At 44.4% G+C, this 22,713-nt stretch carries 29 protein-coding genes and 1 tRNA gene; 20 read left to right on the forward strand and 10 right to left on the reverse strand.

Annotation, left to right across the window (positions count from 1 at the left end):
* The first annotated feature begins 392 nt into the window (after positions 1 to 392).
* The 4 genes from bchB (at position 393) to OSCIL6407_RS0114060 (ending at position 3,003) form a co-directional block, all read left to right on the forward strand.
* A complete protein-coding gene (bchB, locus tag OSCIL6407_RS0114045; protein ID WP_007356718.1) occupies positions 393 to 1,919 on the forward strand; it encodes a ferredoxin:protochlorophyllide reductase (ATP-dependent) subunit B in 1,527 nt (508 codons plus the stop codon).
* Positions 1,920 to 2,049: 130 nt separating this feature from the next.
* Positions 2,050 to 2,304 carry a DUF4926 domain-containing protein gene (locus tag OSCIL6407_RS0114050; protein ID WP_007356719.1) on the forward strand — a complete coding sequence of 85 codons (255 nt, stop codon included), beginning with the start codon at positions 2,050 to 2,052 and terminating at the stop codon, positions 2,302 to 2,304.
* 22 nt (positions 2,305 to 2,326) lie between these two features.
* Positions 2,327 to 2,782 carry a Panacea domain-containing protein gene (locus OSCIL6407_RS0114055; protein WP_007356720.1) on the forward strand — a complete coding sequence of 152 codons (456 nt, stop codon included), beginning with the start codon at positions 2,327 to 2,329 and terminating at the stop codon, positions 2,780 to 2,782.
* Positions 2,782 to 3,003 carry a hypothetical protein gene (locus tag OSCIL6407_RS0114060; RefSeq protein ID WP_007356721.1) on the forward strand — a complete coding sequence of 74 codons (222 nt, stop codon included), beginning with the start codon at positions 2,782 to 2,784 and terminating at the stop codon, positions 3,001 to 3,003. Before OSCIL6407_RS0114055 ends, OSCIL6407_RS0114060 begins: the two co-directional genes overlap by 1 nt.
* Before the next feature lie 272 nt (positions 3,004 to 3,275).
* Here OSCIL6407_RS0114060 and OSCIL6407_RS37080 read toward each other — a convergent pair whose 3' ends face one another.
* Complete coding sequence (locus OSCIL6407_RS37080; RefSeq protein ID WP_007356722.1) at positions 3,276 to 3,749, reverse strand: hypothetical protein; 474 nt, start codon at positions 3,747 to 3,749, stop codon at positions 3,276 to 3,278.
* A 190-nt stretch (positions 3,750 to 3,939) separates the two neighbouring features.
* Between OSCIL6407_RS37080 and OSCIL6407_RS0114070 the strand changes: the two genes are divergently transcribed.
* The 9 genes from OSCIL6407_RS0114070 to OSCIL6407_RS0114110 all read left to right on the forward strand — a co-directional run bounded on the left by OSCIL6407_RS0114070 (position 3,940) and on the right by OSCIL6407_RS0114110 (position 7,866).
* A complete protein-coding gene (locus tag OSCIL6407_RS0114070; RefSeq protein WP_019487353.1) occupies positions 3,940 to 4,512 on the forward strand; it encodes a hypothetical protein in 573 nt (190 codons plus the stop codon).
* Positions 4,513 to 4,664: 152 nt separating this feature from the next.
* On the forward strand, positions 4,665 to 4,823 hold the full coding sequence (locus tag OSCIL6407_RS36245) for a hypothetical protein (RefSeq protein WP_007356724.1): 159 nt from the start codon (positions 4,665 to 4,667) through the stop codon (positions 4,821 to 4,823).
* A 16-nt stretch (positions 4,824 to 4,839) separates the two neighbouring features.
* A complete protein-coding gene (locus tag OSCIL6407_RS0114080) occupies positions 4,840 to 5,187 on the forward strand; it encodes a hypothetical protein (RefSeq protein ID WP_007356725.1) in 348 nt (115 codons plus the stop codon).
* Positions 5,188 to 5,379: 192 nt separating this feature from the next.
* On the forward strand, positions 5,380 to 5,550 hold the full coding sequence (locus tag OSCIL6407_RS37085) for a type II toxin-antitoxin system Phd/YefM family antitoxin (RefSeq protein ID WP_234708777.1): 171 nt from the start codon (positions 5,380 to 5,382) through the stop codon (positions 5,548 to 5,550).
* Positions 5,551 to 5,575: 25 nt separating this feature from the next.
* On the forward strand, positions 5,576 to 5,767 hold the full coding sequence (locus OSCIL6407_RS0114090; protein ID WP_007356727.1) for a hypothetical protein: 192 nt from the start codon (positions 5,576 to 5,578) through the stop codon (positions 5,765 to 5,767).
* A 220-nt stretch (positions 5,768 to 5,987) separates the two neighbouring features.
* Complete coding sequence (locus OSCIL6407_RS0114095; RefSeq protein WP_019487354.1) at positions 5,988 to 6,332, forward strand: hypothetical protein; 345 nt, start codon at positions 5,988 to 5,990, stop codon at positions 6,330 to 6,332.
* Positions 6,333 to 6,365: 33 nt separating this feature from the next.
* Positions 6,366 to 6,671, forward strand: coding sequence for a hypothetical protein (locus OSCIL6407_RS0114100; RefSeq protein ID WP_007356729.1), 306 nt, complete (start codon positions 6,366 to 6,368; stop codon positions 6,669 to 6,671).
* A gap of 178 nt (positions 6,672 to 6,849) precedes the next feature.
* Positions 6,850 to 7,212 carry a YtxH domain-containing protein gene (locus OSCIL6407_RS0114105; protein WP_007356730.1) on the forward strand — a complete coding sequence of 121 codons (363 nt, stop codon included), beginning with the start codon at positions 6,850 to 6,852 and terminating at the stop codon, positions 7,210 to 7,212.
* A gap of 72 nt (positions 7,213 to 7,284) precedes the next feature.
* Positions 7,285 to 7,866, forward strand: a complete 582-nt coding sequence (locus OSCIL6407_RS0114110) for a hypothetical protein (protein ID WP_007356731.1) — start codon at positions 7,285 to 7,287, stop codon at positions 7,864 to 7,866.
* Positions 7,867 to 8,091: 225 nt separating this feature from the next.
* On the opposite strand, the gene OSCIL6407_RS0114115 is transcribed toward OSCIL6407_RS0114110, so the two are convergent.
* The 3 genes from OSCIL6407_RS0114115 to gpmI all read right to left on the reverse strand — a co-directional run bounded on the left by OSCIL6407_RS0114115 (position 8,092) and on the right by gpmI (position 11,102).
* Positions 8,092 to 8,817 carry a matrixin family metalloprotease gene (locus OSCIL6407_RS0114115; protein WP_007356732.1) on the reverse strand — a complete coding sequence of 242 codons (726 nt, stop codon included), beginning with the start codon at positions 8,815 to 8,817 and terminating at the stop codon, positions 8,092 to 8,094.
* A 270-nt stretch (positions 8,818 to 9,087) separates the two neighbouring features.
* Complete coding sequence (gene secG / locus OSCIL6407_RS0114120; RefSeq protein WP_007356733.1) at positions 9,088 to 9,324, reverse strand: preprotein translocase subunit SecG; 237 nt, start codon at positions 9,322 to 9,324, stop codon at positions 9,088 to 9,090.
* 179 nt (positions 9,325 to 9,503) lie between these two features.
* Positions 9,504 to 11,102: a 2,3-bisphosphoglycerate-independent phosphoglycerate mutase gene (gene gpmI / locus OSCIL6407_RS0114125; RefSeq protein ID WP_007356734.1), complete on the reverse strand. Its 1,599-nt coding sequence runs from the start codon at positions 11,100 to 11,102 to the stop codon at positions 9,504 to 9,506.
* Positions 11,103 to 11,430: 328 nt separating this feature from the next.
* On the opposite strand from gpmI, the gene OSCIL6407_RS0114135 reads away from it, so the two are divergent.
* The 3 genes from OSCIL6407_RS0114135 to OSCIL6407_RS0114145 all read left to right on the forward strand — a co-directional run bounded on the left by OSCIL6407_RS0114135 (position 11,431) and on the right by OSCIL6407_RS0114145 (position 14,304).
* Entirely contained in the window at positions 11,431 to 12,636 is a 1,206-nt protein-coding gene (locus OSCIL6407_RS0114135; protein ID WP_007356736.1) for a hypothetical protein, read from the forward strand.
* Between the two features lie 104 nt (positions 12,637 to 12,740).
* The gene (locus tag OSCIL6407_RS0114140) at positions 12,741 to 13,481 is read left to right on the forward strand and encodes an MORN repeat-containing protein (RefSeq protein ID WP_007356738.1); all 741 of its coding nucleotides are present in this window, start codon (positions 12,741 to 12,743) and stop codon (positions 13,479 to 13,481) included.
* Positions 13,482 to 13,593: 112 nt separating this feature from the next.
* Complete coding sequence (locus OSCIL6407_RS0114145) at positions 13,594 to 14,304, forward strand: MORN repeat-containing protein (protein WP_019487355.1); 711 nt, start codon at positions 13,594 to 13,596, stop codon at positions 14,302 to 14,304.
* Positions 14,305 to 14,392: 88 nt separating this feature from the next.
* Here the strand turns inward: OSCIL6407_RS0114145 and OSCIL6407_RS0114150 are convergent, their stop codons facing one another.
* Positions 14,393 to 15,046, reverse strand: a complete 654-nt coding sequence (locus OSCIL6407_RS0114150; protein WP_007356740.1) for a Uma2 family endonuclease — start codon at positions 15,044 to 15,046, stop codon at positions 14,393 to 14,395.
* A 67-nt stretch (positions 15,047 to 15,113) separates the two neighbouring features.
* Positions 15,114 to 15,839 carry a hypothetical protein gene (locus OSCIL6407_RS0114155; RefSeq protein WP_007356741.1) on the reverse strand — a complete coding sequence of 242 codons (726 nt, stop codon included), beginning with the start codon at positions 15,837 to 15,839 and terminating at the stop codon, positions 15,114 to 15,116.
* 72 nt (positions 15,840 to 15,911) lie between these two features.
* Here OSCIL6407_RS0114155 and OSCIL6407_RS0114160 point away from each other — a divergent pair, with 72 nt between their 5' ends.
* The 4 genes from OSCIL6407_RS0114160 to prmC all read left to right on the forward strand — a co-directional run bounded on the left by OSCIL6407_RS0114160 (position 15,912) and on the right by prmC (position 19,264).
* Complete coding sequence (locus tag OSCIL6407_RS0114160; protein WP_007356742.1) at positions 15,912 to 16,463, forward strand: GNAT family N-acetyltransferase; 552 nt, start codon at positions 15,912 to 15,914, stop codon at positions 16,461 to 16,463.
* Between the two features lie 232 nt (positions 16,464 to 16,695).
* Positions 16,696 to 16,769 (forward strand) — tRNA-Pro (locus tag OSCIL6407_RS0114165).
* Positions 16,770 to 17,406: 637 nt separating this feature from the next.
* Positions 17,407 to 18,231, forward strand: coding sequence for a Tic22 family protein (locus OSCIL6407_RS0114175; RefSeq protein ID WP_007356743.1), 825 nt, complete (start codon positions 17,407 to 17,409; stop codon positions 18,229 to 18,231).
* A 97-nt stretch (positions 18,232 to 18,328) separates the two neighbouring features.
* The gene (gene prmC, locus OSCIL6407_RS0114180) at positions 18,329 to 19,264 is read left to right on the forward strand and encodes a peptide chain release factor N(5)-glutamine methyltransferase (RefSeq protein ID WP_007356744.1); all 936 of its coding nucleotides are present in this window, start codon (positions 18,329 to 18,331) and stop codon (positions 19,262 to 19,264) included.
* Between the two features lie 242 nt (positions 19,265 to 19,506).
* On the opposite strand, the gene OSCIL6407_RS0114190 is transcribed toward prmC, so the two are convergent.
* From OSCIL6407_RS0114190 to rplU, 4 genes are all read right to left on the reverse strand, one after another.
* On the reverse strand, positions 19,507 to 20,052 hold the full coding sequence (locus OSCIL6407_RS0114190; RefSeq protein WP_007356745.1) for a GNAT family N-acetyltransferase: 546 nt from the start codon (positions 20,050 to 20,052) through the stop codon (positions 19,507 to 19,509).
* A 407-nt stretch (positions 20,053 to 20,459) separates the two neighbouring features.
* Positions 20,460 to 21,437 carry a porphobilinogen synthase gene (gene hemB / locus OSCIL6407_RS0114195; protein ID WP_007356746.1) on the reverse strand — a complete coding sequence of 326 codons (978 nt, stop codon included), beginning with the start codon at positions 21,435 to 21,437 and terminating at the stop codon, positions 20,460 to 20,462.
* Positions 21,438 to 21,901: 464 nt separating this feature from the next.
* Positions 21,902 to 22,192, reverse strand: coding sequence for a 50S ribosomal protein L27 (rpmA, locus tag OSCIL6407_RS0114200; protein WP_007356747.1), 291 nt, complete (start codon positions 22,190 to 22,192; stop codon positions 21,902 to 21,904).
* A gap of 28 nt (positions 22,193 to 22,220) precedes the next feature.
* Positions 22,221 to 22,631: a 50S ribosomal protein L21 gene (gene rplU / locus OSCIL6407_RS0114205; RefSeq protein ID WP_007356748.1), complete on the reverse strand. Its 411-nt coding sequence runs from the start codon at positions 22,629 to 22,631 to the stop codon at positions 22,221 to 22,223.
* Between the last annotated feature and the right edge of the window lie 82 nt (positions 22,632 to 22,713).

A 22,713-nucleotide genomic window follows, 5' to 3' on the forward strand; every position in this document is an offset into this window, starting at 1 on the left:
AGGGGCTAGGGAAGAAGAGGGGCTAGGGGCTAGGGGCTAGGGGCTAGGGGCTAGGGAAGAAGGGGAAGAAGGGGGAATAGAATCAATGTTTCAGCTATAAGCAAGTGTCCTAACTGTCTTGGGGGTTGCTATAAATACAACTATTTTTTCTAAATAGATCGATAAGAATCTTAACAGTTTTTTATTGACATTGTTATTGAATCGTGTATATGAAAATCTTTACGAAATATGTAATTAATTTTTTTTAAAAGTTAAGCCCCGCAGAATAATTATCTCTACGGGGCTTACTTTTAGGGGGATAATTAAACAGTGAAAATCAGAAACGAGTTCACAAATCAGCAATCATCGCCCAATAATGGGCAATTTTGAATTATCACAAGGGAGAACACTGTATGAAATTGGCTTATTGGATGTATGCAGGCCCCGCTCACATCGGCACTCTCCGCATTGCTAGTTCCTTCAAGAATGTCCACGCCATCATGCACGCGCCGCTCGGTGATGACTATTTCAACGTCATGCGCTCCATGTTAGAGCGGGAGCGGGACTTTACACCCGTAACGACCAGTATTGTCGATCGCCACGTTCTGGCGCGGGGCTCCCAAGAGCGAGTTGTGGACAACATTACCCGCAAAGATCAAGAAGAGCACCCTGATTTAATCGTTCTTACCCCGACTTGCACTTCCAGCATTTTGCAAGAAGACCTCGAAAATTTTGTACAACGCGCTCAGTTGGATGCCAAAGGCGACGTGATGCTGGCGGATGTCAACCACTATCGAGTTAACGAACTGCAAGCTGGCGATCGCACTCTGCATCAAATTGTAGAGTTTTATATCAACAAAGCTCGGAAAAAAGGGAACTTGCCAGAAGGAAAAACGGAGAAACCCTCTGTTAACATTATCGGCATTTCTACCCTGGGTTTCCATAACCAACATGACTGTACCGAGCTGAAGCGGTTGATGGCAGATTTGGGCATAGAAGTTAATGAAGTCATCCCGGAAGGCGCTTCGGTTCACAATTTGAAAAATTTGCCTCGTGCTTGGTTTAACCTAGTTCCTTATCGCGAATTAGGGCTAACGACGGCGATGTATTTGGAGAAAGAGTTTGGAACGCCTTATGTAGATATCACGCCGATGGGTGTGGTAGAAACTGCTCGTTGTATCCGCAAGATTCAGCAAGTGCTTAATGCTCAAGGTGGTGATGTTAATTACGAAGACTTCATCGACCAACAAACTCGTTTTGTCTCTCAAGCTGCTTGGTTTTCTCGCTCGATCGACTGCCAGAATTTGACTGGCAAAAAGGCTGTGGTGTTTGGTGATAATACCCACGCGGCGGCGATGACTAAGATTCTGGCTCGTGAAATGGGTATTCATGTGGTTTGGGCGGGTACTTATTGCAAATATGATGCTGACTGGTTCCGGGAACAGGTAAGCGAGTATTGCGATGAGGTGATTATCTCCGAAGATCACGGCGCTATTGGAGATGCGATCGCGCGTGTGGAACCTTCTGCTATTTTCGGTACGCAAATGGAACGGCACGTTGGTAAGCGGTTAGATATTCCTTGCGGGGTAATTGCTGCACCGATTCACATTCAAAATTTCCCGATTGGTTATAAGCCATTTTTGGGTTATGAGGGAACTAATCAGTGTGTGGATTTGGTGTATAATTCCTTTACTTTGGGCATGGAAGATCATCTGTTAGAAATCTTCGGTGGCCACGATACTAAGGAAGTTATTACTAAAGGAATTTCGGCTGATTCTGATATGAATTGGACGAAGGATGGACAAGCTGAGTTGAATAAAATCCCTGGTTTTGTGCGGGGTAAGGTGAAGCGGAATACTGAGAAGTTTGCACGCGATCGCGGTATTGCTCTAATTAATGCTGAGGTGTTGTACGCGGCGAAGGAAGCGGTTGGTGCGTAAATTATAATAGTAGGGTGGGTGTATGCCCACCTTACTAAACTAATTGCCAGCTAAAAGCAAACTCATACTTTAATTTCACTTAGTTAAATTTATAACTCTCTATCCCGACAAATCACAGGAGGATTAAACAATGACAACTTTAGCATTATTTCAATGGGTAGAACTTAATCAAGACGTTCCTAATACCCCCGTCACAAAGGGAGACAAAGGCGTTATCCTAGACCACCTAAATCCTACCAAAAATCAGCCCGATGCAGGATACACTCTGGAAATATTTAAAAATGGGGAAACATTAGATGTAATTTCTGTTCCGATTTCCTGGGTGACAGCTTTACCCGAAATCTGGGGTGACACTCAACAGATACCAAATCATATTGCTGCTTAGTTAAAAAAAGAAGTAAGTAACTATGAAAAGCGCTTTAGATGTCGCTCGTTATTTCTTGTACCGCGTCGATCGAGATGCTGGGGATACAATCTCGCCTCTGAAACTTCAAAAGCTTGTTTATTACGCACAAGCTTGGAGTTTGGTATTGCGAGATCAACCACTTTTTTATGAAGATATTCAAGCTTGGGTTCATGGGCCTGCGATATATGAAGTTTGGGACACCTATAAAGATTATCGATATGGAGCTATTCCCGAACCGGAAGAAGAATTGCCCGAATTTGAGGACGATGAAATAGAAGTTCTCGAAGAAGTTTGGAATGCTTATGGCGAATTGAGTGCTAAACGACTTGAGGATTTGACCCACTCAGAAGAACCTTGGATTAATGCTCGTAAAGGTTTAGAGCCTGCCCAAAAATCATCAAAAGTTATTTCCCATGAGGATATGAAAACTTATTACGCCTCTTTTTTGGAGGCGTAGTGGGAAAATCTCGGATTAAAAAGTCTTCAACCGCAAGTTCCTCACGCCGAATCCCTGAATCGGCTTTAACTCATCCAACAGGTTCCCAGAATGCAGACGAACAACACCCCAGCTTTAGGTTTGAGCATACTGATGAAAACCGTTGGCTTTTATCAGATTGGCAATCATCAGAAATTGATGATTTGATTCATGGACTTAAAAAAATTGAGAGATATACATAGGCACAAATAAAAAGCCAAGGCTCGAAACAACGCGGTGGTTCTGTAGGTTGCGGATACAAGCTAATTACTAATCATCCAAAACTACCTGAAAGTGTCAGCGAGGATGTGAAACTTTCAGAAATGCGAGTTGATGAAAGAAAGCGGATTTTTGGTTTTCGCGTAGGTTCGATTTACTATATTGTGTGGTTCGATCGAAACCATAGCGTTTGTCCAGAATGATTGGGACTATAACCAGTTATGAAGTCTGTAACCCTTGCTTCTTTTTGACTACTCTACCGGATAGGCTCTCCGTCTTTTATCGTAGCTAGAACCGGACAATCAATAGTGCTAACCCCTTTCCAGTTAAAGTTATTCTTATCCATAACAGTTGGAGATGTGACGTGCCTTTTTGTACCCTGGTCTAAAAGGTATATACGGTTTTTCAAAGGATGTCCGTTTTCTCCACAACGGACAAGTCTGTTATCATTTGTTATAGATGGTCCGGGTTCAATGACATCGGTTTCTAAATAATCTCGATGTTTGGGTACAAACAATCTTTGATATATACTCAGACCTGCGATATGGCGGAGCTGACCACGATCAACCCAGAAAATCCTACTATTACCCGGATTTCTAATTAGCAGACCGTTTAAATCTGGGCGATTACGTTGGAATGACTGAGCGTTAACACCTTTATAGAAAGTGCTTTCAGTTGTAGCAAGGAGGAGAACAGACGAGAGGAAAACTAATGTAATTAACTTGTTCATATTGACAAAGTGAAGTAATAGCTGTTGGCTATATCAATTCTGTATTATGGCTGACGCTCCAAATACACCCATCGATAATTTGGTAAGTAATTTAACTAACTTGATACTACTTATAATGTCAACTGATCGCTGCTTTGACAAGTCGGAAAAAAGCGGATAAAGTCGGAAAAAAACGGGTTATACTAAAATAATGTTGTATTCAGATATATTGATGGATAACCAAGATGTATTAAACTCTATTGATGAGCTAGTGTTTGCCAAGACTGGCAAACACCTCGATACCCTGCAAGTAGCAATCCTCAAGGGAGTCTTGAATAATCGGAAATACGCACAAATTGCGGAAGAATATCACTGTAGTCAGGGTCATGTGAGAGATGCTAGCTATGAGCTATGGCAGTTACTCTCAAGTGTACTGGGAGAAGACCTTAACAAATCAAACTTTCGCGCTACGGTAGAAAGATGGGGAGTAGCAAACTTCTCAAGTATGGGAAGTCCTGTACAAATTGGGCATATTAATTTTTGTACCAATCCCGCACAAGAATCTGAATCACTTTCGTCAGAACGATCGGAATCAGACCATAAAAGTGATAATGATGTCAAAGAATATCCAAATTATCAAAAACTTTTAGAAGAAGCCGAACGCAAAGCTAAGTTAGAAGCAGTTCCAAAATTGGTAAAACTGGGTTTGACAGTCGAACAAATTGCAGAATCTTTAGAACTGCCGTTAGCAGAAGTGCATCGGGTAATTCAGAATGGAAAATAGCCGTAAAAATAGTGAACAAGAGCGATCGCTTTCACCAACTCTTCACCCATCCCAGCGAATTAGAAGTATTTGCCTGACAGGGTGAGGAGCGATCGCACTCCTCAAACACGGTAAAATAATATCTAAACCTCTCAGGTAATTTCTTGACATAAATGCCAAATAATGAATCAGATAACTCAGCCTTAATTGCAGAACTTGAAGAAGCTGGCATTAAGCACACTCCTGAGAAAATTGTGCGAATTGCCAAAAGACTAGACGGTAGAATTATCTTTAATGGCTATATAGTCGGTGCAAATCCATCTTCACCATAATTTGAGGAGACTAGCTATGGCAATTAAGATTAAACTAATGGCAGATTATGCTTGCGACCCATTGTGGTGGTCAGGCGATGGTAGAGTGGGTAATATTGACCCCGGAACATTGCCGCTAAGTCCAGAAACTATTAGCCGTTTAGAAAAATGGGCAGATGCCAATGATGCAACTCTGAATAGGAATGATCCTGCTAACTCACCAGGTTTCCCTAGTAAAGAAGCTGAGGATACTTTTGAAGCAGAAGGCATCAGTTTGTGGAAGCAATTACGCCAAGAATTATCCCCTCATTATGAAGTGCTTTACTTTAGCGATCGCCTCGGTAAACTCTTTTCACATCCTAGTGAATTAGAGGTATTGGTATAAACCAAAAAAGAGCGATCGCCCCATTCCTTCAGTCATGCTATAATCAAACGAAATCTAACAGAGAATTAAACCAATGGAGACTCAAATAACCTTGAGTGAGGCGAGTGCTAAACTAACTCAACTCTGTGAGAAAGTAGTAGCGATCGCGATGTAGTCATCATTCAACGACCCGATGGTGAAAATGTCGCCTTAATTGCTGCTGACGAGTTAGACAGCTTGATGGAAACAGTACACTTACTGCGATCGCCAGCTAACGCTGTTCGCTTGTTAACGGAACTTCAACAAACCAAAACTAGAACTTTTAAACCTCAAAACGTAAATGAACTGCGTCAGGAGTTAGGAGTTGACACAGCAGAAAGCTAGATATCACTACGAAGCATGACAGTTAATGACAACCAATGAATCAGAAAAGTCCGCTTTAATTGCCGAACTTCAGGAAGCTGGTATCAAACATACCCCAGAGCATATTATTCGGATTGCTAGACAAGCAGATGGCAAAATTGTTTTTTTGGAAACCGGAGATAAGCAACGAGGGTTAGAGCATATTTTGGAAAAAGCCGAGCAGTTTGCTAATATCTGAATTGAGCGCCATGATATTATAGATGCAGTAATATTAGCATTAACAGAAGGAACAATAGTCGGTCAGCAAGGAACTACTAACGCTAGACCTAGACCTATTTATCAATTTACTTTTAAAGGTGAAACTAAATATCTATCAGTCACAGTCGGAAGTAACGGATATATTGTCGGTGCAAATCCAAGAACTAAAGTTAGATAATTACTGGTGAGGTTAAACATTTATGTCAAAAAAAATTAGACTAATGGCAGATTATGGTTGCGATCCCTTGTGGTGGAATGAACCTGATGAAGTAGGCGATATCGATCCTGCTCAATTTGCTCTACATCCAGAAACAATTAATCGCTTGTATAACTGGGCTCAAGCTTATGATGCTAGATTAAACTGGGACGATCCAGGTAACTCTCCTGATTTAACTCCAGAAAAATCAGAAGCTTTTGAAGCAGAAGGCATCAGTTTGTGGAAGCAATTACGCCAAGAATTATCACCACATTATGAAGTGCTTTACTTTAGCGATCGCCTCGGTAAACTCCTATCCCATCCCAGCGAATTAGAAGTATTGGTATAAACTGAAAAAGAGGTGAGTTACCACAGGAGAGCAATGCTAACGGCCGTTTTAGTTATCAACCTACTAATATCCCTCCTCTGCTTTTACATCGCTTGGAAAGCATGGCAAATGAAACAAGTGCTCGATCGCGTCGAAAGGACAGTCACCATAATGGAGAAGAACACCTATAACTTCCTCACCCGAACACCCGATTTTCTAGCCAAAGGCGAGAAAAGTTCTCGCCAACTCCGAAAGCAGTACCGACAACTAGAAGCACAAATCCAACAACTCCAGCAAATTTTGGGATTACTGACTTTGGGAGGTAGACTTTGGCGGCGACGCTCTGTCCGTTTCAGGTAAACTTCGTTAAAAAGTAAGTAAATCGCGCTAAGATTTTCGCCTAAGCCCCCGCCAACAAAGCCACTGGGCAATCTCACCATATCTTAAGAAATAGCACCCAGGGCATATTTTTCCTCTCACAAGTCGTTGCGAATTGGCTTTCCCCCCTAAAATTGATATATGAGTAAGAATTATAGAAATGTCAAATAAACGTCCTGGATTATTTGTAGGTGGGCTGGTAGTCGGCTCCGCCATTGGTACCGCCATCGGTTTACTCATCGCTCCGCGATCGGGCAAACAAACACGCCAACTATTGAAAAAATCTGCCGATGCACTCCCGGAGTTAGCAGAAGATTTATCCACCAGCGTCCAAATCCAAGCCGATCGCCTCTCAGAATCCGCACTGCGAAACTGGGAAGAAACCTTAGCAAGACTCAAAGAAGCGATCGCCGCCGGTATCGAAGCCTCTCGTGGCGATCGCCAAACCCTATCCCAAGTAGAAGCTGACAACAACCGCGAATCTCGCCTTCCCCCCCGCGATCCGGCCAAACGCTTCCTCTAACAGCCGAATTCTCCGCTGTCGCCATCTCCACCCCAACATTCCCTCCTATCCTTTTGCTGTAGGTGAGTTCCCGTGACTGACCCCGTGTTTTGGCTAGCACTGTCCATTTTCTTAGTTGCAGTCAGCCTTACTGCTGTCTTAATAGCTCTCCTACCCGCCGTACAAGCACTAGGGCGAGCCGCCCGCAGCGTGGAAAAATTAGCCGACACCCTCTCTCGCGAATTTCCCCCCACCCTAGAAGCCATCCGCTTAACTGGGATCGAAATCAGCGAACTCACAGAGGATGTTAGCGAAGGCGTTCAAAGTGCAGGAGAAGTTGTCAAGCAAGTCGATCAAAGCATTGGCAGTGCCAAAAAGCAAGCCCAAAAAGTACAAATTACCACTCGCAATGTCTTGACTGGTATCCAAGTTGCTTGGAAAACATTAACTCGCAAGCCAGCAACTAGCGATCGCCGATTAGAACGCCTCTCCCCCAGCCAAAGAAATCCCCTCTCTCTTGGCAATTCCACTCTAGATGACAACTACTTAGAAGAATATACCTCCAGCCGGGAAGCCTTAAATACCTACAACAGCCGTGAAATTCAGGGCGAATCCCCCCGCCCGCGCCCCAACAAGGCTTCTCACCTAGAACCTAGTCCTGAAGAATTGGAGTAATAGGGATTATATACTCTGTTCTTAAATTTGTAATTGTTTAATTTGTAATTGTTTGTAATTTTTAATTTGTAATTTTTAATTATAGCAACCGCCAATGGGGTTAGGAAGTTCTGAATTCAGATTCTATTCCATTCTTCCCTTTCTTCCCCTTCTTCCCATTCTTCCCTTTCTTCCCCTTCTTCCCCTAGTCCCTAGCCCCTAGCCCTTAGCCCCTGAAAGCGGTTGCTATATCTCCGGCCATCCCAGACGAGTTGGCTGCTCATAAACCCGCTTCAAAGTATTAATATCTCTCACAGAAATTGGCGGGGGGGTTCTCACCTGAGCAAAATACATGACATCAGTATCGACAGGACTATGGCCCCAAATTCCCAACCCATGACCGAACTCATGACGCGCCACAGCAGCGATATATTTCCCTGTTTGACTCGGATTTAACCAGATAGTACAACGATGAGATAAAATACCTCTCTCCCCCTGTTTACTAACATATAACTCATAGCGAGTTTCACCCGAGCGCGCCCGTAATTGTCCCTGTCGTAGAGGTGGAGACTCGTGTAAAATCCTAATATCAGCTTTTTCTAATTTATCTACCACTTCCAACGGCAAATAGACTCCCCATTCTAGTACAGCATTCAACACAGTTTTACTCCATGATTGAGAGCTATTGTTATCAGTAACCTGCTCTACATATACCTTAATTGGAAACTGCGACCACACCAAATAACCAAATTCTAAGGTCTTAACTTCGTTAAAATAATCGCTGCTATCTGTTGAATCTTTCCAATTAGTTAGCGTTGCAGGTAAAGGATGAATTTGTGGTGAAGGGAGCCGATCGTTTAGAGTATTCAGGCTAGCAGCATCACTTTGAAGCTGACTAATAATTATTATAATAAAAGTACAAAAAGCTACAACTGAAACGGTCAAAAACTGATGTTTTAAATAAGTCAACATAAACAAACTAGCATAACTAATTAAGTAGACGGGCGATTTAAATCGCGGCTACACGAACAAAGTCCGCCTTCGCGGACTATTAAGAAAAAGACGGGCGATTGAAATCGCGGCTATACAAACAAAGTCCGCCTTCGCGGACTATTAAGAAAAAGAAGATACTAAATCTAGCTTAAATACTCCCTTTATCTCCTAGTCCGCGAAGGCGGACTTCGTTCGTGTAGTAGCGATTTCAATCGCCGAACCATCAACCCCGAATAATAAAGAGGATACCTACTTTGGAGCTAACCAACCAGCACTCAAAATCAGTGTTAAACCCAGAAAAACAATAGATAAACCCCAGGTAATCCGGTTGATAGCTGTTTCTGCGCTCTTGGTACTGGTAAACAATTGAGCTTGTCCCCCAATTCCTCCAATGCCATCGCCTTTAGGACTATGCAACAGCACAAAAACGATAATTCCGACAGCAGATAAAGACCAGATAATTTGTAAAACTTGAACAATAGTCATGGTAATTGGTAATTGGTAATTGATGACTGTTATGGCAACCGCCAGGGCGGTTAGGGGCTAGGGGCTAGGGGCTAGGGGCTAGGGGAAGAGGGAAAGAGAGTCAATGGTTTGGGCTATGAGCGATTTTCCTAACTGACAAAGCGGTTGCTATAACTGTTAACTGTTAACTGTTAAGATTCCTACAACCGTACTCGCACGGGAGTACGATTGGCTCGGACTTCAAAATCGGCGGCTTCAACCATCGATTTACCTGTCATTTCTGGGGGTTGAGGTAATTTCAAAATCTCCAGAATTGTCGGCGCAATGTCAGCTAAACAGCCGTCAGCCCTCAGAGGAACATCAGTTGCGTGTGCGGGAATTTTTAACTTTTCCCCTTCTACAAGGATAAAGGGTACTGGGTTAGTTGTGTGAGCTGTCCAGGGATTGCCGTTTTCATCCCACATCAACTCAGCGTTACCATGATCGGCAATAATAATCGCTGTACCGCCAGCTTTATTGATACTTTCCAACAGGCGGCCCAAACATTTATCTACAGTTTCGATCGCAGTCACAGTTGCTTCCATAATTCCCGTATGACCTACCATGTCCGGGTTAGCATAGTTAATCACCATTAGCGAATAAATCTGCTTTTCGATCGCTGCGATCGCCACATCAGTTAGCTCATAGGCAGACATTTCCGGTGCGAGGTCATAAGTTGGTACCATCGGACTTTGTACCAACTCCCGATCCTCCCCTTCAAAAGGCTCCTCTAAACCCCCATTAAAAAAATAAGTTACGTGAGCATACTTTTCAGTTTCCGCCGCCCGAAACTGCTTCAAACCACGAGCCGCGATCGCACCGCCTAAAATATTATTCAAATTCTGCGGTTCAAAAGCTACCAACACCGGCAACTTAGGGTCATACTGCGTGAACGTCGCCAAAGTTAGGGGTTGAATTTGCTGTCTTTCAAACCCTGTAAAATTAGGATCTACCAAAGCCTGTGTGAGTTCTCTAGCCCTGTCTGGGCGGAAATTGAAGAAAATTATCCCATCTCCAGATTCTACTGCCCCCGGCGCGATTCGAGTGGGAATCACAAACTCATCCGTCACCCCTTCAGAATAGGAAGTCCTCAATAACTCCACAGCCGAACGCCCATCACCAGGCCCAACCCCTACCATCACATCGTAAGCCAGCTTAACTCGATCCCAGCGCTTATCGCGATCCATCCCATAGTAGCGACCGCTGACCGTCACAATCCGGCCTACACCGACTTGATTGATATAACTTTCAATCTTTCCTAGAGCTTCAATTCCCTCTTTCGGATTAGTATCGCGGCCATCTGCGATCGCATGAATGCAGAGATCGGAAATACCTTGAGCCTTTGCCAAATCTATCAACCCGAAAATATGGTCGAGATGGGAGTGAACACCGCCCTCCGAACAAAGACCGATGAGGTGTAACTTAGAGTTGCGATCGCGCACATCCGAGCAAACCTTCACCAAAGCCGGATTGCTAAGCAAACTGCCGTCTTCAACTGCATCCGAAATCCGCACCAACTCTTGAGGAACTACCCGGCCAGCGCCAATATTCAAATGGCCCACCTCAGAGTTACCCATTTGACCTTCCGGCAACCCCACAGCCCTGCCCGCCGTGCGGATCAGAGTTCTCGGATAAGCGGCCCACAAACTATCCATTACTGGAGTCTTAGCGGCGGCGATCGCATTTCCGTCAGTCTCTTCACGATAGCCCCAACCGTCTAAAATTATTAGCGCAACAGGAGATACAGACGTTTGTCCCATGCCGAGTTACCCTTTCGCGATCGTCATTCCTCAGACATCATACCATTCAGGCCAACTTGAGCAACTTTGCCGCCCTCGCAATCGTCTTTAGGATTACTAACCTGCAAATAGCCCATATTTTCCTGACAAACAAGAGTTCGATAGGCAGGCGTAGCCAGCCGTAGGAACCACAATTTTTTTATTGAACTGGATTCGCTAACCCTTAATAAAAGCAAATTTTATCGTAATCTTACTTTAATATGGGTTGCAGTTAGCGCCAGAGTATCAATTAGAATGCGAATGCGATTAAATTTAGCTATCTTAAGAACAGGCATTTGGGTGACTGACTATGCGTAAATTTTCATTTCTTGTAGCTATAAGTTTGCTAGCCCTTTGGACAGGCGGATGTGGCTCCGACTCTGGCAACAATCAAGCCAGCCCGACCCCCAGCCCCGCTCCTAGCGGTGCTTCGCCCTCTCCAGTTGCTGGGGCAACGGGTTCGCCCAGCGCTACCCCTAGCCCGACTTTTGCCTCGCCTCTGGTAACACCAAAGTCAACTGGGACAACAGCCGCTATAGGCTTGATACAGTCCACAAATCCAGACGAACGAGCCAGACAAGCTCTATCTGGCGCTGGTAACAACAACCGGTCACAGCTTCCCAGCCCTTCAATTTCACAAGCTCCTTTACAAACAGACCCTTTTTCCGTACTTCCTCCTCAAACAGTTCAAAATCTTCCTGTACCTACTCAAGGAGTTAATGGAGCCTCAACGGGTAGTTCCCTCCCCAAACTACCAGATCGTCAAGTTGCCTCACTCCCCACGCTGCCAGTCTTAATCGGTCCCCCTCCAGTTCTACCTAAAGCCATACCTCCGGTTCTACCACTGTCTTCAAACAAACCTCAAGAGAAAGCTCTTGGAAGGGAGCTTATCTCGCTACCGACGGTTCCAAGACAAGCTCCCTCTCCATTATTAGGCAGCAGTTCACGAGGACTTTCTTCCCTGCCGAAAGGCAGCAGCGCTGGAACTTCAACTGTTCCACAACTACCGGAGCTAAATCCTCCACCATTAGGTATTCGTCGAGCTCCCGGTTTAGGAACAGGTGGGCCTCTTCCTCCTATACCAGTAGCTGCCAAACCTTTAGGAGTACCAGATTTGCCGGAATTGCCAGTAGATAAACGCCCCCCGCAATGGGTAGATCCCAATCCCCCGCGCCAACGACCAGGACCGGCGATTCCTCCACCGCCTGATACAGGCATCGCTAGCGGGATAGAAGTTAGTGGTGTAGTAAAAGTTGGTAACGAAATACAAGTGATTGTAAAAGTTCCGACCGAGGCAACCAGCCGATATGTCAAAGTAGGGCAGAGGCTTGGTAATGGGCAGGTCTTAGTCAAGCGGGTTGATATTAAGCCAGGACAAGATCCGGTCGTATTTTTGGAACAAAGCGGTGTTGAAATTGCCAAAGTAGTAGGAGAAAAACCAGTTAAGTCCGATCCCAATTTGAATAATACAATTGTTAGAAAACCAGGAACTAGCAATCGTTTAACGCAGCGGTAAAGAGATTAGAAAATCAACAAGCTAAAGTTGATCGCTATCTAACTATCTCTATTGAACGCGATTTTTTAAGTGTATTAAGAAGTACAATCGGAGGAAATGTTTCCATGCTTGGTTCAATTCGACAGTTGGCTCGAACTATAATATTTGCTGCTGCTTGTATGGGATGCCTCGCTAATCCGATCGACTCGCTTTCATTATTAGCCCAAGAGCCAAAAGGAGATGGAAAACGTCCGCCCTACTGCGAAGGTAGTCCCCCTACCGGGAAAGTGAAATGCAATTACGAGGGGGGCGATAACTATGAAGGGGATTTTGTCAATGGCCAGCCGCAGGGTAGAGGAATCTATGTTTATGCCAATGGCGATCGCTATGACGGAATGTTCCGTAATGGCGTACCTCATGGTCGAGGATTATTTATATTTAAAGACGACGCTCGCTATGACGGAGTGTTTCAAAATGGCACGATGAAACAGGGGACGGTGATATTTCCTAATGGCGATCGCTACATCGGAAATTTTCAGGTAGTTAGGAATGTAGAAACTAACGTTATTAGCAGTCAACCTGGTGGGCAAGGAGAATTTATTTATGCTAACGGCGATCGCTACGTAGGACAATTCTTTGCGGGTTCCCCTTTTGGTAGAGGGGTATTAACGCGGACAGATGGCACGCGCTGCACTGGACAGTTCTTAAATCAAGCTCTTGATGCTAAAGCTAACTGCACTTTCCCCAGCGGTGCCCGTTATGAAGGTGAATTGCGCGGAGGTGTACCTCATGGCTTTGGCACAATCATCGATACTAAGGGGAGGCGCTTTCCGGGCGTTTTCCGCCAAGGCAAGCTAGCGGAATGAGCGAGAATTGGAAAGTTTTATGGGGTAAAAAGGAAGAATTTTAATGATACAAGACAGCAGAAAAAGGATACAAGACAATTATAGCTACAAGTGGATAGGAGACACTCTACCAATGATTTTCCAATCTCAAAAACTAGGAATCGGGTTATTAGTTGCATCAGTTATTGGAACTACTAGCTATCTTATACAGCCGTTGCCATCACTGGCCCAAGCAGAAGCTACTTCAGGTCGCTGCATACCCAATATCCCCACAGGCAGAGTGAAATGTGACTACAACAATGGCGACAGCTATATCGGAAATTTCCTTAACGGTTTGCCCAATGGTACGGGAGTATATGTATATGACGATCGCAATCGCTATGAAGGTCAGTTTCGCAAGGGTCTACCAAATGGCAGAGGAGTTTTCATTTTCTTGAATGATGCTCGAATTGAGGGAGTATTCCAAGATGGCAAAATCAGATTTGGTACGGCAATTTTCACGAATGGCGATCGCTACATCGGCCCTTTCGATATAGAACGAAGAATCGGTACGCCGAGTGGTCGCGGGCAATTTATCTTCGCCAATGGCGATCGCTTTCAGGGAGAATTTGTGGGCGGACACCCTTTAGGTAATGGGACATTCACCCGCCCGGACGGCACCCGCTGCCAAGGTCAGTTTTATAGTGACGAACTCGATGCTAGAGGAATTTGTACCTTTGCCAACGGCATCCGCTATGAAGGAGAGTTGCGGAAAGGATTACCTCACGGCAAAGGGACGATCGTAGATGCCAACGGCAAGCGCTTTCCGGGAATTTTCCGCGATGGTCAACGCATTGAACAGTAAAAACAATTAAAAATTGAAAATTGAAAATTAGATTAAGTTCTAATTTTTAATTTTTAATCGGCATAGCGTTGCTTGCCGTAGGACTGACTCACTCCGCCAAAACTTCCCTAACCCTTTCCCGAAACAAACGCACCGCCGCCCTTTGTCCGATAGTTTTACTTTGTTCTATCAAACCCGGAATTTCTGCGATCGGCAAAAACGGAAAAGCCAGACTATTCTCCCTCTCTTCATAGCTTCCATCAACCAATTGATATACTTGAAGACTTTGATTTCGATATCTCCAGATTTCAGGAACCCCCAGAGAAGCATAAATCGAGAACTTATTCAAAGAAGAACTCGTGTAGTCTGATTCTACTACTAAATCCGGTGCAGGATCTGCGGGTAAATCAATTTCATCTTTATCTCTAACTAAAGATTCATTTTGAATGTAAAAACAAGTATCTGGTTCAATAGCACGAGCTAAATCCTCCCGTTCAAGAGTCAACGCACCGAGACTCATAGCTTCAATTTCTAACTCATCTGCTAAAGCTCCAATAAAGAGTTCGAGCATAACTTTAGGTCTTTCATGTTTAGGCAATGGCATTCTGATTTCTAAAACTCCTTCGGCATAAGCAATTCTCCAGGCTCTACCATCGCCGACATCAGACATTATCGCTTTAAATGTTAGCCATTTAATGCCTGTCAAAGTAATTAATTTTTCCTCATTACTTCGTAGCGGAGGAGTCAAGGTAGTTGTTACCATCTGAGGTAAAATTAGTTAAGTTTTTATTGATTTTAACACTCCCTAACCGCCAAGGCGGTTGCTATACTTAAAAACGCTCGCCCAGCAACCTCTGCCTCACCCCCTCAGCAATTTTCTGCCCCAGATACTCAGGAATCAAACTCTCATTCGGCCCCAACAAATACAAAATCAAGCGAGTACGCCCCCGCCAAACCAGCAAATTAGCATTCACCACCAACAAATCCTCTTGCCAAATGGCATACATTACCTTATAGAAAAGTCCAGGCTGGTTATCCGCCTCAATCAGCAAAGCAGGTAAATGGAAAACAGGATCGACATAGAACTCAGTCGCCACATCCTCCAAACCCGCATCCAGATTAAATTCCACAGCGAGCATTTCTTCCACTTCAAAATGCCCCGCTAGGGCCTCCCGAACGGCCCTACAGACATTTTCTGCGGTTTTATCCGTCAGAACCTTACCCCCGCGTGACACCACCAACTTGATAAACACCAACATCGGTGGGTAAATTTGTCCATAGAGACTGAGGCTGTGAATCGTCAGCCCGTAGGCCGCCAGCACGCCAAAAATATCGCTCAGCAGGAAAGACTGGTTACGGTAAGCAAAATGCAGAGCACTTTTACTACCCTCCGGTCTAATTTCAATCACAGCTTGCCTCGTTTTGTATAACTGGTAGGCTAGCTTCAGGTTTTGTAATTGAATCTCACTGCTGACAAATTGCTCATAAAATTGGGGAAACGCCCGATTAAAGCGCTTGAGCAGTTCCAATGTAGATGGTTTTAAACCCGGAGCCATAATTGAGGGGAGGTACGGGAGATATACTAGCTATTAAGGTCATTCAACTTCTACTACCTTAACCACGCCTGCATGGGTTTTTGGAAAAACTTATTTAGCGGTTCTGACTCTGCCTCTACGCCCCAGACAGCGGAATTTGAGGAAGATTTTGCTTTTGGGGCAAGCGATTTGCTATCCCCGCCCTTTCGCAAACCCACTACTGGCAATAGTCGCATCTTGTTTAGTACCGATCGCGACATAGACCTCTACGAGCTCGAAGAACTCTGTAATGCAGTTGGGTGGTCTCGCCGCCCCCTGCGTAAAGTCAAAAAAGCCATTCAACACAGTTTCCTAGTCGTTTCCATGTGGGAAATGCGAGGAGCCCAGCGGCGGTTGATCGGTTTTGCCAGAGCCACATCAGACCATGCTTTTAATGCCACACTCTGGGATGTAGTGGTTCATCCAGAATTCCAGGGATCGGGCTTAGGTAAGGCGCTGATGCAGTACATCATTAAAAAACTCCGCAGCGAAGATATCAGCAACATTACCCTATTTGCTGACCCTCATGTGGTAGATTTCTACCGAAACTTGGGGTTCCTGTCCGATCCAGAGGGGATCAAAGGAATGTTTTGGTATCCAGACTAGCCCTCAAAGCTGCCAAGATGTCATTTTTTTGCGAAATTAAGCCAAAATTGAATTTGCCCAAAACCACCAAAGTATGATATATTGGCAATGCCATCAAAAAAATGTTGGTGTTTGGGAACAACTCAATCAAAAGTTTTGTTTCTCAAGGTGCGTAGTTAAGCTAAAATCAAAAAAAGCTTGACAATTGCATCATTCTATGAGCTAATGGCCATAGAATAAAAAATGACAACAACGGGATGTAGCGCAGCTTGGTAGCGCGCCTGCTTTGGGAGCAGGATGTCGCAGGTTCAAATCCTGTCATCCCGATTTAGAAGCCGTATAACTACATAATGAGTCAGTCTCAGCCTTTTAGATTGTGACCGGAAATTACCGGAAACAAACCAAAAGAGCAAATGCTAGGACTACATTTTCGCGACTTTCCCAAAAAATGCGCGAAAATGTGTGAACAATGACTCGGCTTTTGAAACCTATTTTTCAAGGCTTTCCTTGCATTCCAGTCGTTTTGGTATAATCTGGGTGTAGTCAGAAACCAATGGTTCGGCTAAAAGGACAAAATAACTCGCAACTACGAAAGTTGCCAACCGTGAAAGCTTTTTAAGCTACCAGCAAATACAGGCGTGCCTATTCTGGAGTAGTCCTCAATGTTTGCGGGTGTCTAAGACATTAAAAAGCGCTATTGCCGCAAGGTTATAGCTTTGTGGGATACCACCAATCCTTGCAATAGGATTGCTATATTTAGCTTTTCTTAGATTGTCTAGGAAAGTCTGAATTAAAAGTATCAGTCTGCGACTACTTATCATAGATAAAGGCAAGAGTCTTTGTTTAACTCTATTTCTTTTGGCAAGGTATATTCTAGCGCCAATCTTGGCCGCATTTAAAAATGCCGAGTCCATTTTTCTATAAGGGTTTCTAACCCTTGGTTTCCAAAGTCCCGTGAGGTTTTATGAAATCATTAGTTCGTTTGGGCGCAGTGTTGGGGATTTTAGGAAGCACTTTGCTCGCCCCTGCCCTCACACGCAATATGTCGGCACTGGCACTGCCCGATCCCCAGGTTTTGGAAAAGTTACGCCCAGTGCCAGTATTTACGATTACTGACGCGCAAGGTGCGCCCCTGATCGCTTCCGTTCCCAAAGAAGGTCAAAGCGGCAGCAATACCTCTGTAGCTGGAGTTTTTATCAGTCAACGGGATGCTCAAGCTTTTGTCGATCGCCTAAAAACTAGAAATCCTCAATTAGCAGCATCAGTGAAGGTAGTACCAGTATCTCTGGGGGAAATTTACCAGTTAAGCCAAGCTAACAAGGGTAAGGCAGAGGAAGTACAATTTGCCTATGTTCCTACCACTACCCAAGTGGAGTCTGCTAAAACCCTATTGCGCCAAGGCGGCCAACAGGTAAATGAATTTAGCGGTGTCCCTCTTTTCTTAGCTAGAGGCGGCCCAGAAAATGGATATTTGACAATTCAACGGGGTCAAGAGCAAGTTATTCCTTTGTTTTTCAATAAAGAGGAATTACAGGGGATGTTGGAGCGCTTTAAGCAACAACAACCAAATATTGCTTCCTCGCTCAAGATCGAGGTTGTGAATTTAGAAGCTGTTTTGGAAGCAATGCGGACTGACAACGATCCATTTTTGAGCCAAATTATTTTAGTACCACCGAGAGAGTCGCTGGAATACGTGCGAACTCTGCAACCATCAGGTGGAAACCAACTGCAACCAGCACAACCAGGAGCAAGACCTTCTGCTCCAGTCCCAAGTCAACCTCGTCGCTAATAGTTAACTGTTAACTGTTAACTGTTAATTGGTCAGGACTTACGCAAAAATATCTGTAACGCCGCCATCTTTGGCGGCGATTTTATCATTTTATTAAATGACGGATTATTATATGGTTGTATCAGGGTTAGAACTTTGGGAGTGGTTAAATCAGGCGAAAGCTGAGGCGATCGCATCTAACATTTCTCTAACCGAACTTGAGTGGTGGCTGCAAGAGTTAGCAGGGATCGATCGCTTAAGTCTCCGCCTAGAATCCTTCAAAAATTCGCCCGAAGTTACTCTGAAGTTACCTTTTACTGACCTTAAGGATTTATGGCACCGCCGAGTCAGCGAACAGATGCCTGTACAATATTTAACTGGAACTGCCTATTGGCGGCATTTTTCTCTAAAAGTAACGCCTGCGGTATTGATTCCGCGTCCAGAGACAGAATTGATAATTGATTTAGCGGTGGAAGCAGCTAAACATCGATCGCAGATAGAAAGTTTAAATGCAAAATCCCATTGGGTAGATTTGGGAACTGGTAGCGGTGCGATCGCGCTGGGTTTAGCAGAAAGCTTGACAAATACTTTGATTCATGCTGTGGATTATAGCTCGGATGCGATCGCTGTTGCTAGGCAAAATGCAGATAATTTGGGTTTAAGCGATCGCATTCAATTTTATCAAGGTTCGTGGTGGGAACCTTTAGAAAGCGCAATTATAGATGGTTTGCCCCTACGGGGTCAAATTAGCGGTATGGTTGCTAATCCGCCTTATATTCCTAGTAGTTTAGTGCCTAATTTGCAGCCGGAAGTGGCTAAACATGAGCCTCATTTAGCCTTAGATGGGGGAAGTGATGGGTTAGACTGTATTCGGCATTTAGTAGCAACAGCGCCGGATTATTTGCGATCGGGTGGTGTCTGGTTGGTGGAAATGATGGAGGGACAAGCTGAGGTTGTGGTTGAGATATTGCATAGTGCGGGTAGTTACCGTGATATTGGAATTTATGCCGATCTAGCTGGGATAAAAAGGTTTGCGATCGCATTTAGAAAATGAATAATATTAAATTTTATTCCTATAGGACTTACGGTCATGGTTCCAGAAACCGGGTTTTTGAGATCGTATGTGGGTACGGGCGAAGTATTTTCGTCAAAAAACCCGGTTTCTTTGGTTGATGCGTAAGTCTTGTCCTATCTAATCTATCTAATATTTGCGTCGGTTGTTATAGATAATAACAATAAAAAAAGAAGTGCATTGCACCTCTTTTTCTACTCTATTAAAAATCTTAAAAGCTAAGATCATACAGTCAGCTTGACAGGATGAAAATTAACTTCTCCGTTCGCATCAATGGGTTGATTTTCGACTACCATATTCGCATCAAGTGGTTGATTTTCTAACACCATATTCGCGTCTATGGGTTGATTTTCTAACACCATTGTCGTACTTGCATTGCACTGGAAACCAATGCGTTCGTAGAAACTTTGTTTGTAGGTTGTCATCAGGTAGACTCGCTCTACTCGACACATCCGAGGATGGCTTAAAACAGTCTGTACTAACTTGCGGCCGAGTCCGCCGCCTTGATAGTCAGGATTAATGACTACATCCCAAATTGTGGCGCGGTAGATACCGTCTGATGTAGCGCGAGCGAACCCGATCATGCGATCGCCATCCCAAACACTAACTACTGGTTCGCTGAACCGGAGCGCGGTTTCTAAATCTAAGAGCGATCGCTCCCTTGCCCAAAAAGCTGCTCCTTTAAACAACCCTTTTAATTGATGTAGGTCTACCTGCTCAGAACCGATACAAAATTGGATGTTGCGGTAATCTCTCGTGGTTGAGTTCATTCTCAATTTGCCTTCAAGTTGGGTTTAAACTATCTGAAATTGGTGTATTTGTATGCTGACGGCTTTAAACGATTCGCGCTTTAGCAGCCCATTTTTTGTTAATAATGCCGGCAACAAAGCTGATAGTAAACGTAGTAGATGACGGTTTTTTATCTGGAAAAGTGCCTGATAGTATAGTCTCTGGCTAAACCCGCCTCTACAAAACATCTACTGTTTTTTATATCCACCTACTTATTACTTTTCATATCTTATCCATCTATTCGGTAATTATCAATACATTTTGGCAAAAATCTTAGTTTTTTTGTTATGGATTTATGACATTTTCGACTATCTAAATCTCTTAAAAACAGCAGCAGGGTGAGGATTACCCACCCTACAAAACTTACAGTTCAAAACCGCTTGCGGGCTTAAAGCCAACGGGCTGCATCCTTGGCATGATACGTTAAAATCAAGTCAGCACCAGCGCGTTTAAACCCTGTGAGGGTTTCCATTACGACTTTTTGTTCATCAATCCAACCATTAAGGGCGGCGGCTTTTACCATCGCATATTCGCCAGAAACGTTGTAGGCTGCGACTGGTAAATTAGTGGCTTCCTTGACGCGCCAGATGATGTCCATGTAAGCCAAAGCTGGCTTGACCATTAGCATATCAGCGCCTTCAGCGATGTCAAGGGCAATTTCCTTGAGGGCTTCGCGACCATTTCCGGGGTCCATTTGGTAAGTACGGCGATCGCCAAATTGCGGAGTTGAATCAGCAGCATCCCGGAATGGGCCATAATAAGCTGAGGCATATTTAGCTGCATAAGAAAGAATAGGGATATCTTCAAATCCAGCGCCGTCTAAGCCTTCGCGAATTGCCTGCACAAAACCATCCATCATCCCCGAAGGTGCGATAATATCAGCACCAGCTTGAGCTTGAGCGATCGCAGTTTTCTTTAGTAACTCCAGTGTGGGGTCGTTCAAAACCCGACCAGTTAAATCTCCGACTTGCAAATAGCCGCAGTGACCGTGACTGGTATATTCGCACAAACAAGTATCCACAATTACCACGAGGTCGGGTACGGCTTTTTTAACTGCTGCGGTAGCTTTTTGCACAATTCCGCAGTCATGCCACGCGCCCGTAGCTTCTGTATCCTTATCTTCAGGAATGCCAAATAAGATAATTGCGGGAATGCCGAGGTCGTAAACTTCTTTGGCTTCTTCTACAATTTTGTCTACCGATAGCTGGTAGACTCCCGGCATAGATTTAACTTCTGTCGCTACAGATTCCCCTGGCACGGCAAACAGAGGATATATTAAATCGTTAGTAGTCAAGACCGTTTCGCGTACCATCCTACGTAGTTGGGGATTTTGGCGAAGGCGGCGAGGGCGATGTGTTGGAAACATGATTTTTTTAAGTGTTGAGTCAGTTAGACTTTTGGGCTGATAATGATTGCCCTGTTGCTAAGTCTAGAACTTCTGGTTTCCCCAAAGCACAACGCTTAAATAAATTTCTGAGGACTAAAGCCAAGTATTACACTTAAATTAACTTGTAGGGTGCATCAGACGCAGCTATCGGTTGATAGAATCAGGTTTGATACTCTGAGATGCCTGACTAAATTTGTGCTAGTTGCTATAGTCCGCCAGAGGTTGAAACCCCTGTCTGATAGTGAAAGTCGTCTGAAGACGACTAGATAGCTAGTATTTGAGTCGGTTTTAACCGACTTGGGCTATTACTCAGGGGTTTTAACCCCTGGCGGGTTTCGGAAAAATGAAACAGCCCTTTCCTTATTTAAGCAGGGCTGATTCATTTCGCTAAATTGAGAAACCCGGTTCCTTTAAAAAATCGGCTTTCTCAATTTAGCTGTTGACTATGCCGAAACCGCTACGGGTTCGGCTTCAACTACTGGGGAACCATAAACACTGACTTTCTTGCGGGTTTTACCCTTTCTCTCAAAAGTCACTACGCCATCAACGAGGGCGAACAAAGTATCATCTTTGCCGATACCTACATTGTTACCGGGGTGAAACTTTGTGCCGCGTTGACGGACTAGAATGTTGCCAGCTTTAACAACTTGACCGCCAAAACGCTTAACACCTAAGCGCTGAGAGTTAGAGTCGCGACCGTTGCGTGTACTACCTGTACCTTTCTTATGGGCCATAATGTCCTCAACTTTAAATTGTTATTTTCTATTCTGATGCAGTTTCGGCGGTTGCTGGGGTGGTTGGTGCGATGCCTTCGGCCGGCGTAGCCATCGCATCTTCTTTTTTGGCGATCGCAGATCCTTGAAGACTGATAGAATCAATCATCAAGCGAGTAATTTCTTGGCGGTGGCCCTTTTTCTTGCGAGTTTTCTTTTTGGGCCGCATCTTATAGACGATGACCTTGCGACCTCGGAAATGCCGGAGGACAGTACCTTCTACCGTCGCACCTTCAACCAATGGCTGACCGATGTGAACGTCGTCTCCATGCTGAACTAGAAATACTTTGTCAATAGTGACTGTAGCTTCGGCTTCGACGTGAAGCAGTTCGATGTCGTAGAAGCGGCCGGGCTCTACTCGCAGTTGTTTGCCGCCTGTTTCAATAATTGCGTAAGTCATTCTGGTTGTAATTTGGGTTGCCGTACAGGTAGCTGACAAGTGTTTTGCCGAAGCCTACAGGTTGAAATCAATCTGTTTTGCG

This window comes from Kamptonema formosum PCC 6407 (assembly GCF_000332155.1).
GTDB classification, from domain to species: domain Bacteria; phylum Cyanobacteriota; class Cyanobacteriia; order Cyanobacteriales; family Microcoleaceae; genus Kamptonema; species Kamptonema formosum.

Excerpts from the sequence above, each read along its gene's own strand:
- bchB (WP_007356718.1), top strand. The coding sequence starts at position 393 with ATGAAATTGGCTTATTGGATGTATGCAGGCCCCGCTCACATCGGCACT.
- OSCIL6407_RS0114050 (WP_007356719.1), top strand. The coding sequence starts at position 2,050 with ATGACAACTTTAGCATTATTTCAATGGGTAGAACTTAATCAAGACGTT.
- OSCIL6407_RS0114055 (WP_007356720.1), top strand. The coding sequence starts at position 2,327 with ATGAAAAGCGCTTTAGATGTCGCTCGTTATTTCTTGTACCGCGTCGAT.
- OSCIL6407_RS37080 (WP_007356722.1), bottom strand. The coding sequence starts at position 3,749 with ATGAACAAGTTAATTACATTAGTTTTCCTCTCGTCTGTTCTCCTCCTT.
- OSCIL6407_RS0114070 (WP_019487353.1), top strand. The coding sequence starts at position 3,940 with ATGTTGTATTCAGATATATTGATGGATAACCAAGATGTATTAAACTCT.
- OSCIL6407_RS36245 (WP_007356724.1), top strand. The coding sequence starts at position 4,665 with ATGCCAAATAATGAATCAGATAACTCAGCCTTAATTGCAGAACTTGAA.
- OSCIL6407_RS0114080 (WP_007356725.1), top strand. The coding sequence starts at position 4,840 with ATGGCAATTAAGATTAAACTAATGGCAGATTATGCTTGCGACCCATTG.
- OSCIL6407_RS0114090 (WP_007356727.1), top strand. The coding sequence starts at position 5,576 with ATGACAACCAATGAATCAGAAAAGTCCGCTTTAATTGCCGAACTTCAG.
- OSCIL6407_RS0114095 (WP_019487354.1), top strand. The coding sequence starts at position 5,988 with ATGTCAAAAAAAATTAGACTAATGGCAGATTATGGTTGCGATCCCTTG.
- OSCIL6407_RS0114100 (WP_007356729.1), top strand. The coding sequence starts at position 6,366 with ATGCTAACGGCCGTTTTAGTTATCAACCTACTAATATCCCTCCTCTGC.
- OSCIL6407_RS0114105 (WP_007356730.1), top strand. The coding sequence starts at position 6,850 with ATGTCAAATAAACGTCCTGGATTATTTGTAGGTGGGCTGGTAGTCGGC.
- OSCIL6407_RS0114115 (WP_007356732.1), bottom strand. The coding sequence starts at position 8,817 with ATGTTGACTTATTTAAAACATCAGTTTTTGACCGTTTCAGTTGTAGCT.
- secG (WP_007356733.1), bottom strand. The coding sequence starts at position 9,324 with ATGACTATTGTTCAAGTTTTACAAATTATCTGGTCTTTATCTGCTGTC.
- gpmI (WP_007356734.1), bottom strand. The coding sequence starts at position 11,102 with ATGGGACAAACGTCTGTATCTCCTGTTGCGCTAATAATTTTAGACGGT.
- OSCIL6407_RS0114135 (WP_007356736.1), top strand. The coding sequence starts at position 11,431 with ATGCGTAAATTTTCATTTCTTGTAGCTATAAGTTTGCTAGCCCTTTGG.
- OSCIL6407_RS0114140 (WP_007356738.1), top strand. The coding sequence starts at position 12,741 with ATGCTTGGTTCAATTCGACAGTTGGCTCGAACTATAATATTTGCTGCT.
- OSCIL6407_RS0114145 (WP_019487355.1), top strand. The coding sequence starts at position 13,594 with ATGATTTTCCAATCTCAAAAACTAGGAATCGGGTTATTAGTTGCATCA.
- OSCIL6407_RS0114150 (WP_007356740.1), bottom strand. The coding sequence starts at position 15,046 with ATGGTAACAACTACCTTGACTCCTCCGCTACGAAGTAATGAGGAAAAA.
- OSCIL6407_RS0114155 (WP_007356741.1), bottom strand. The coding sequence starts at position 15,839 with ATGGCTCCGGGTTTAAAACCATCTACATTGGAACTGCTCAAGCGCTTT.
- OSCIL6407_RS0114160 (WP_007356742.1), top strand. The coding sequence starts at position 15,912 with ATGGGTTTTTGGAAAAACTTATTTAGCGGTTCTGACTCTGCCTCTACG.
- OSCIL6407_RS0114175 (WP_007356743.1), top strand. The coding sequence starts at position 17,407 with ATGAAATCATTAGTTCGTTTGGGCGCAGTGTTGGGGATTTTAGGAAGC.
- prmC (WP_007356744.1), top strand. The coding sequence starts at position 18,329 with ATGACGGATTATTATATGGTTGTATCAGGGTTAGAACTTTGGGAGTGG.
- OSCIL6407_RS0114190 (WP_007356745.1), bottom strand. The coding sequence starts at position 20,052 with ATGAACTCAACCACGAGAGATTACCGCAACATCCAATTTTGTATCGGT.
- hemB (WP_007356746.1), bottom strand. The coding sequence starts at position 21,437 with ATGTTTCCAACACATCGCCCTCGCCGCCTTCGCCAAAATCCCCAACTA.
- rpmA (WP_007356747.1), bottom strand. The coding sequence starts at position 22,192 with ATGGCCCATAAGAAAGGTACAGGTAGTACACGCAACGGTCGCGACTCT.
- rplU (WP_007356748.1), bottom strand. The coding sequence starts at position 22,631 with ATGACTTACGCAATTATTGAAACAGGCGGCAAACAACTGCGAGTAGAG.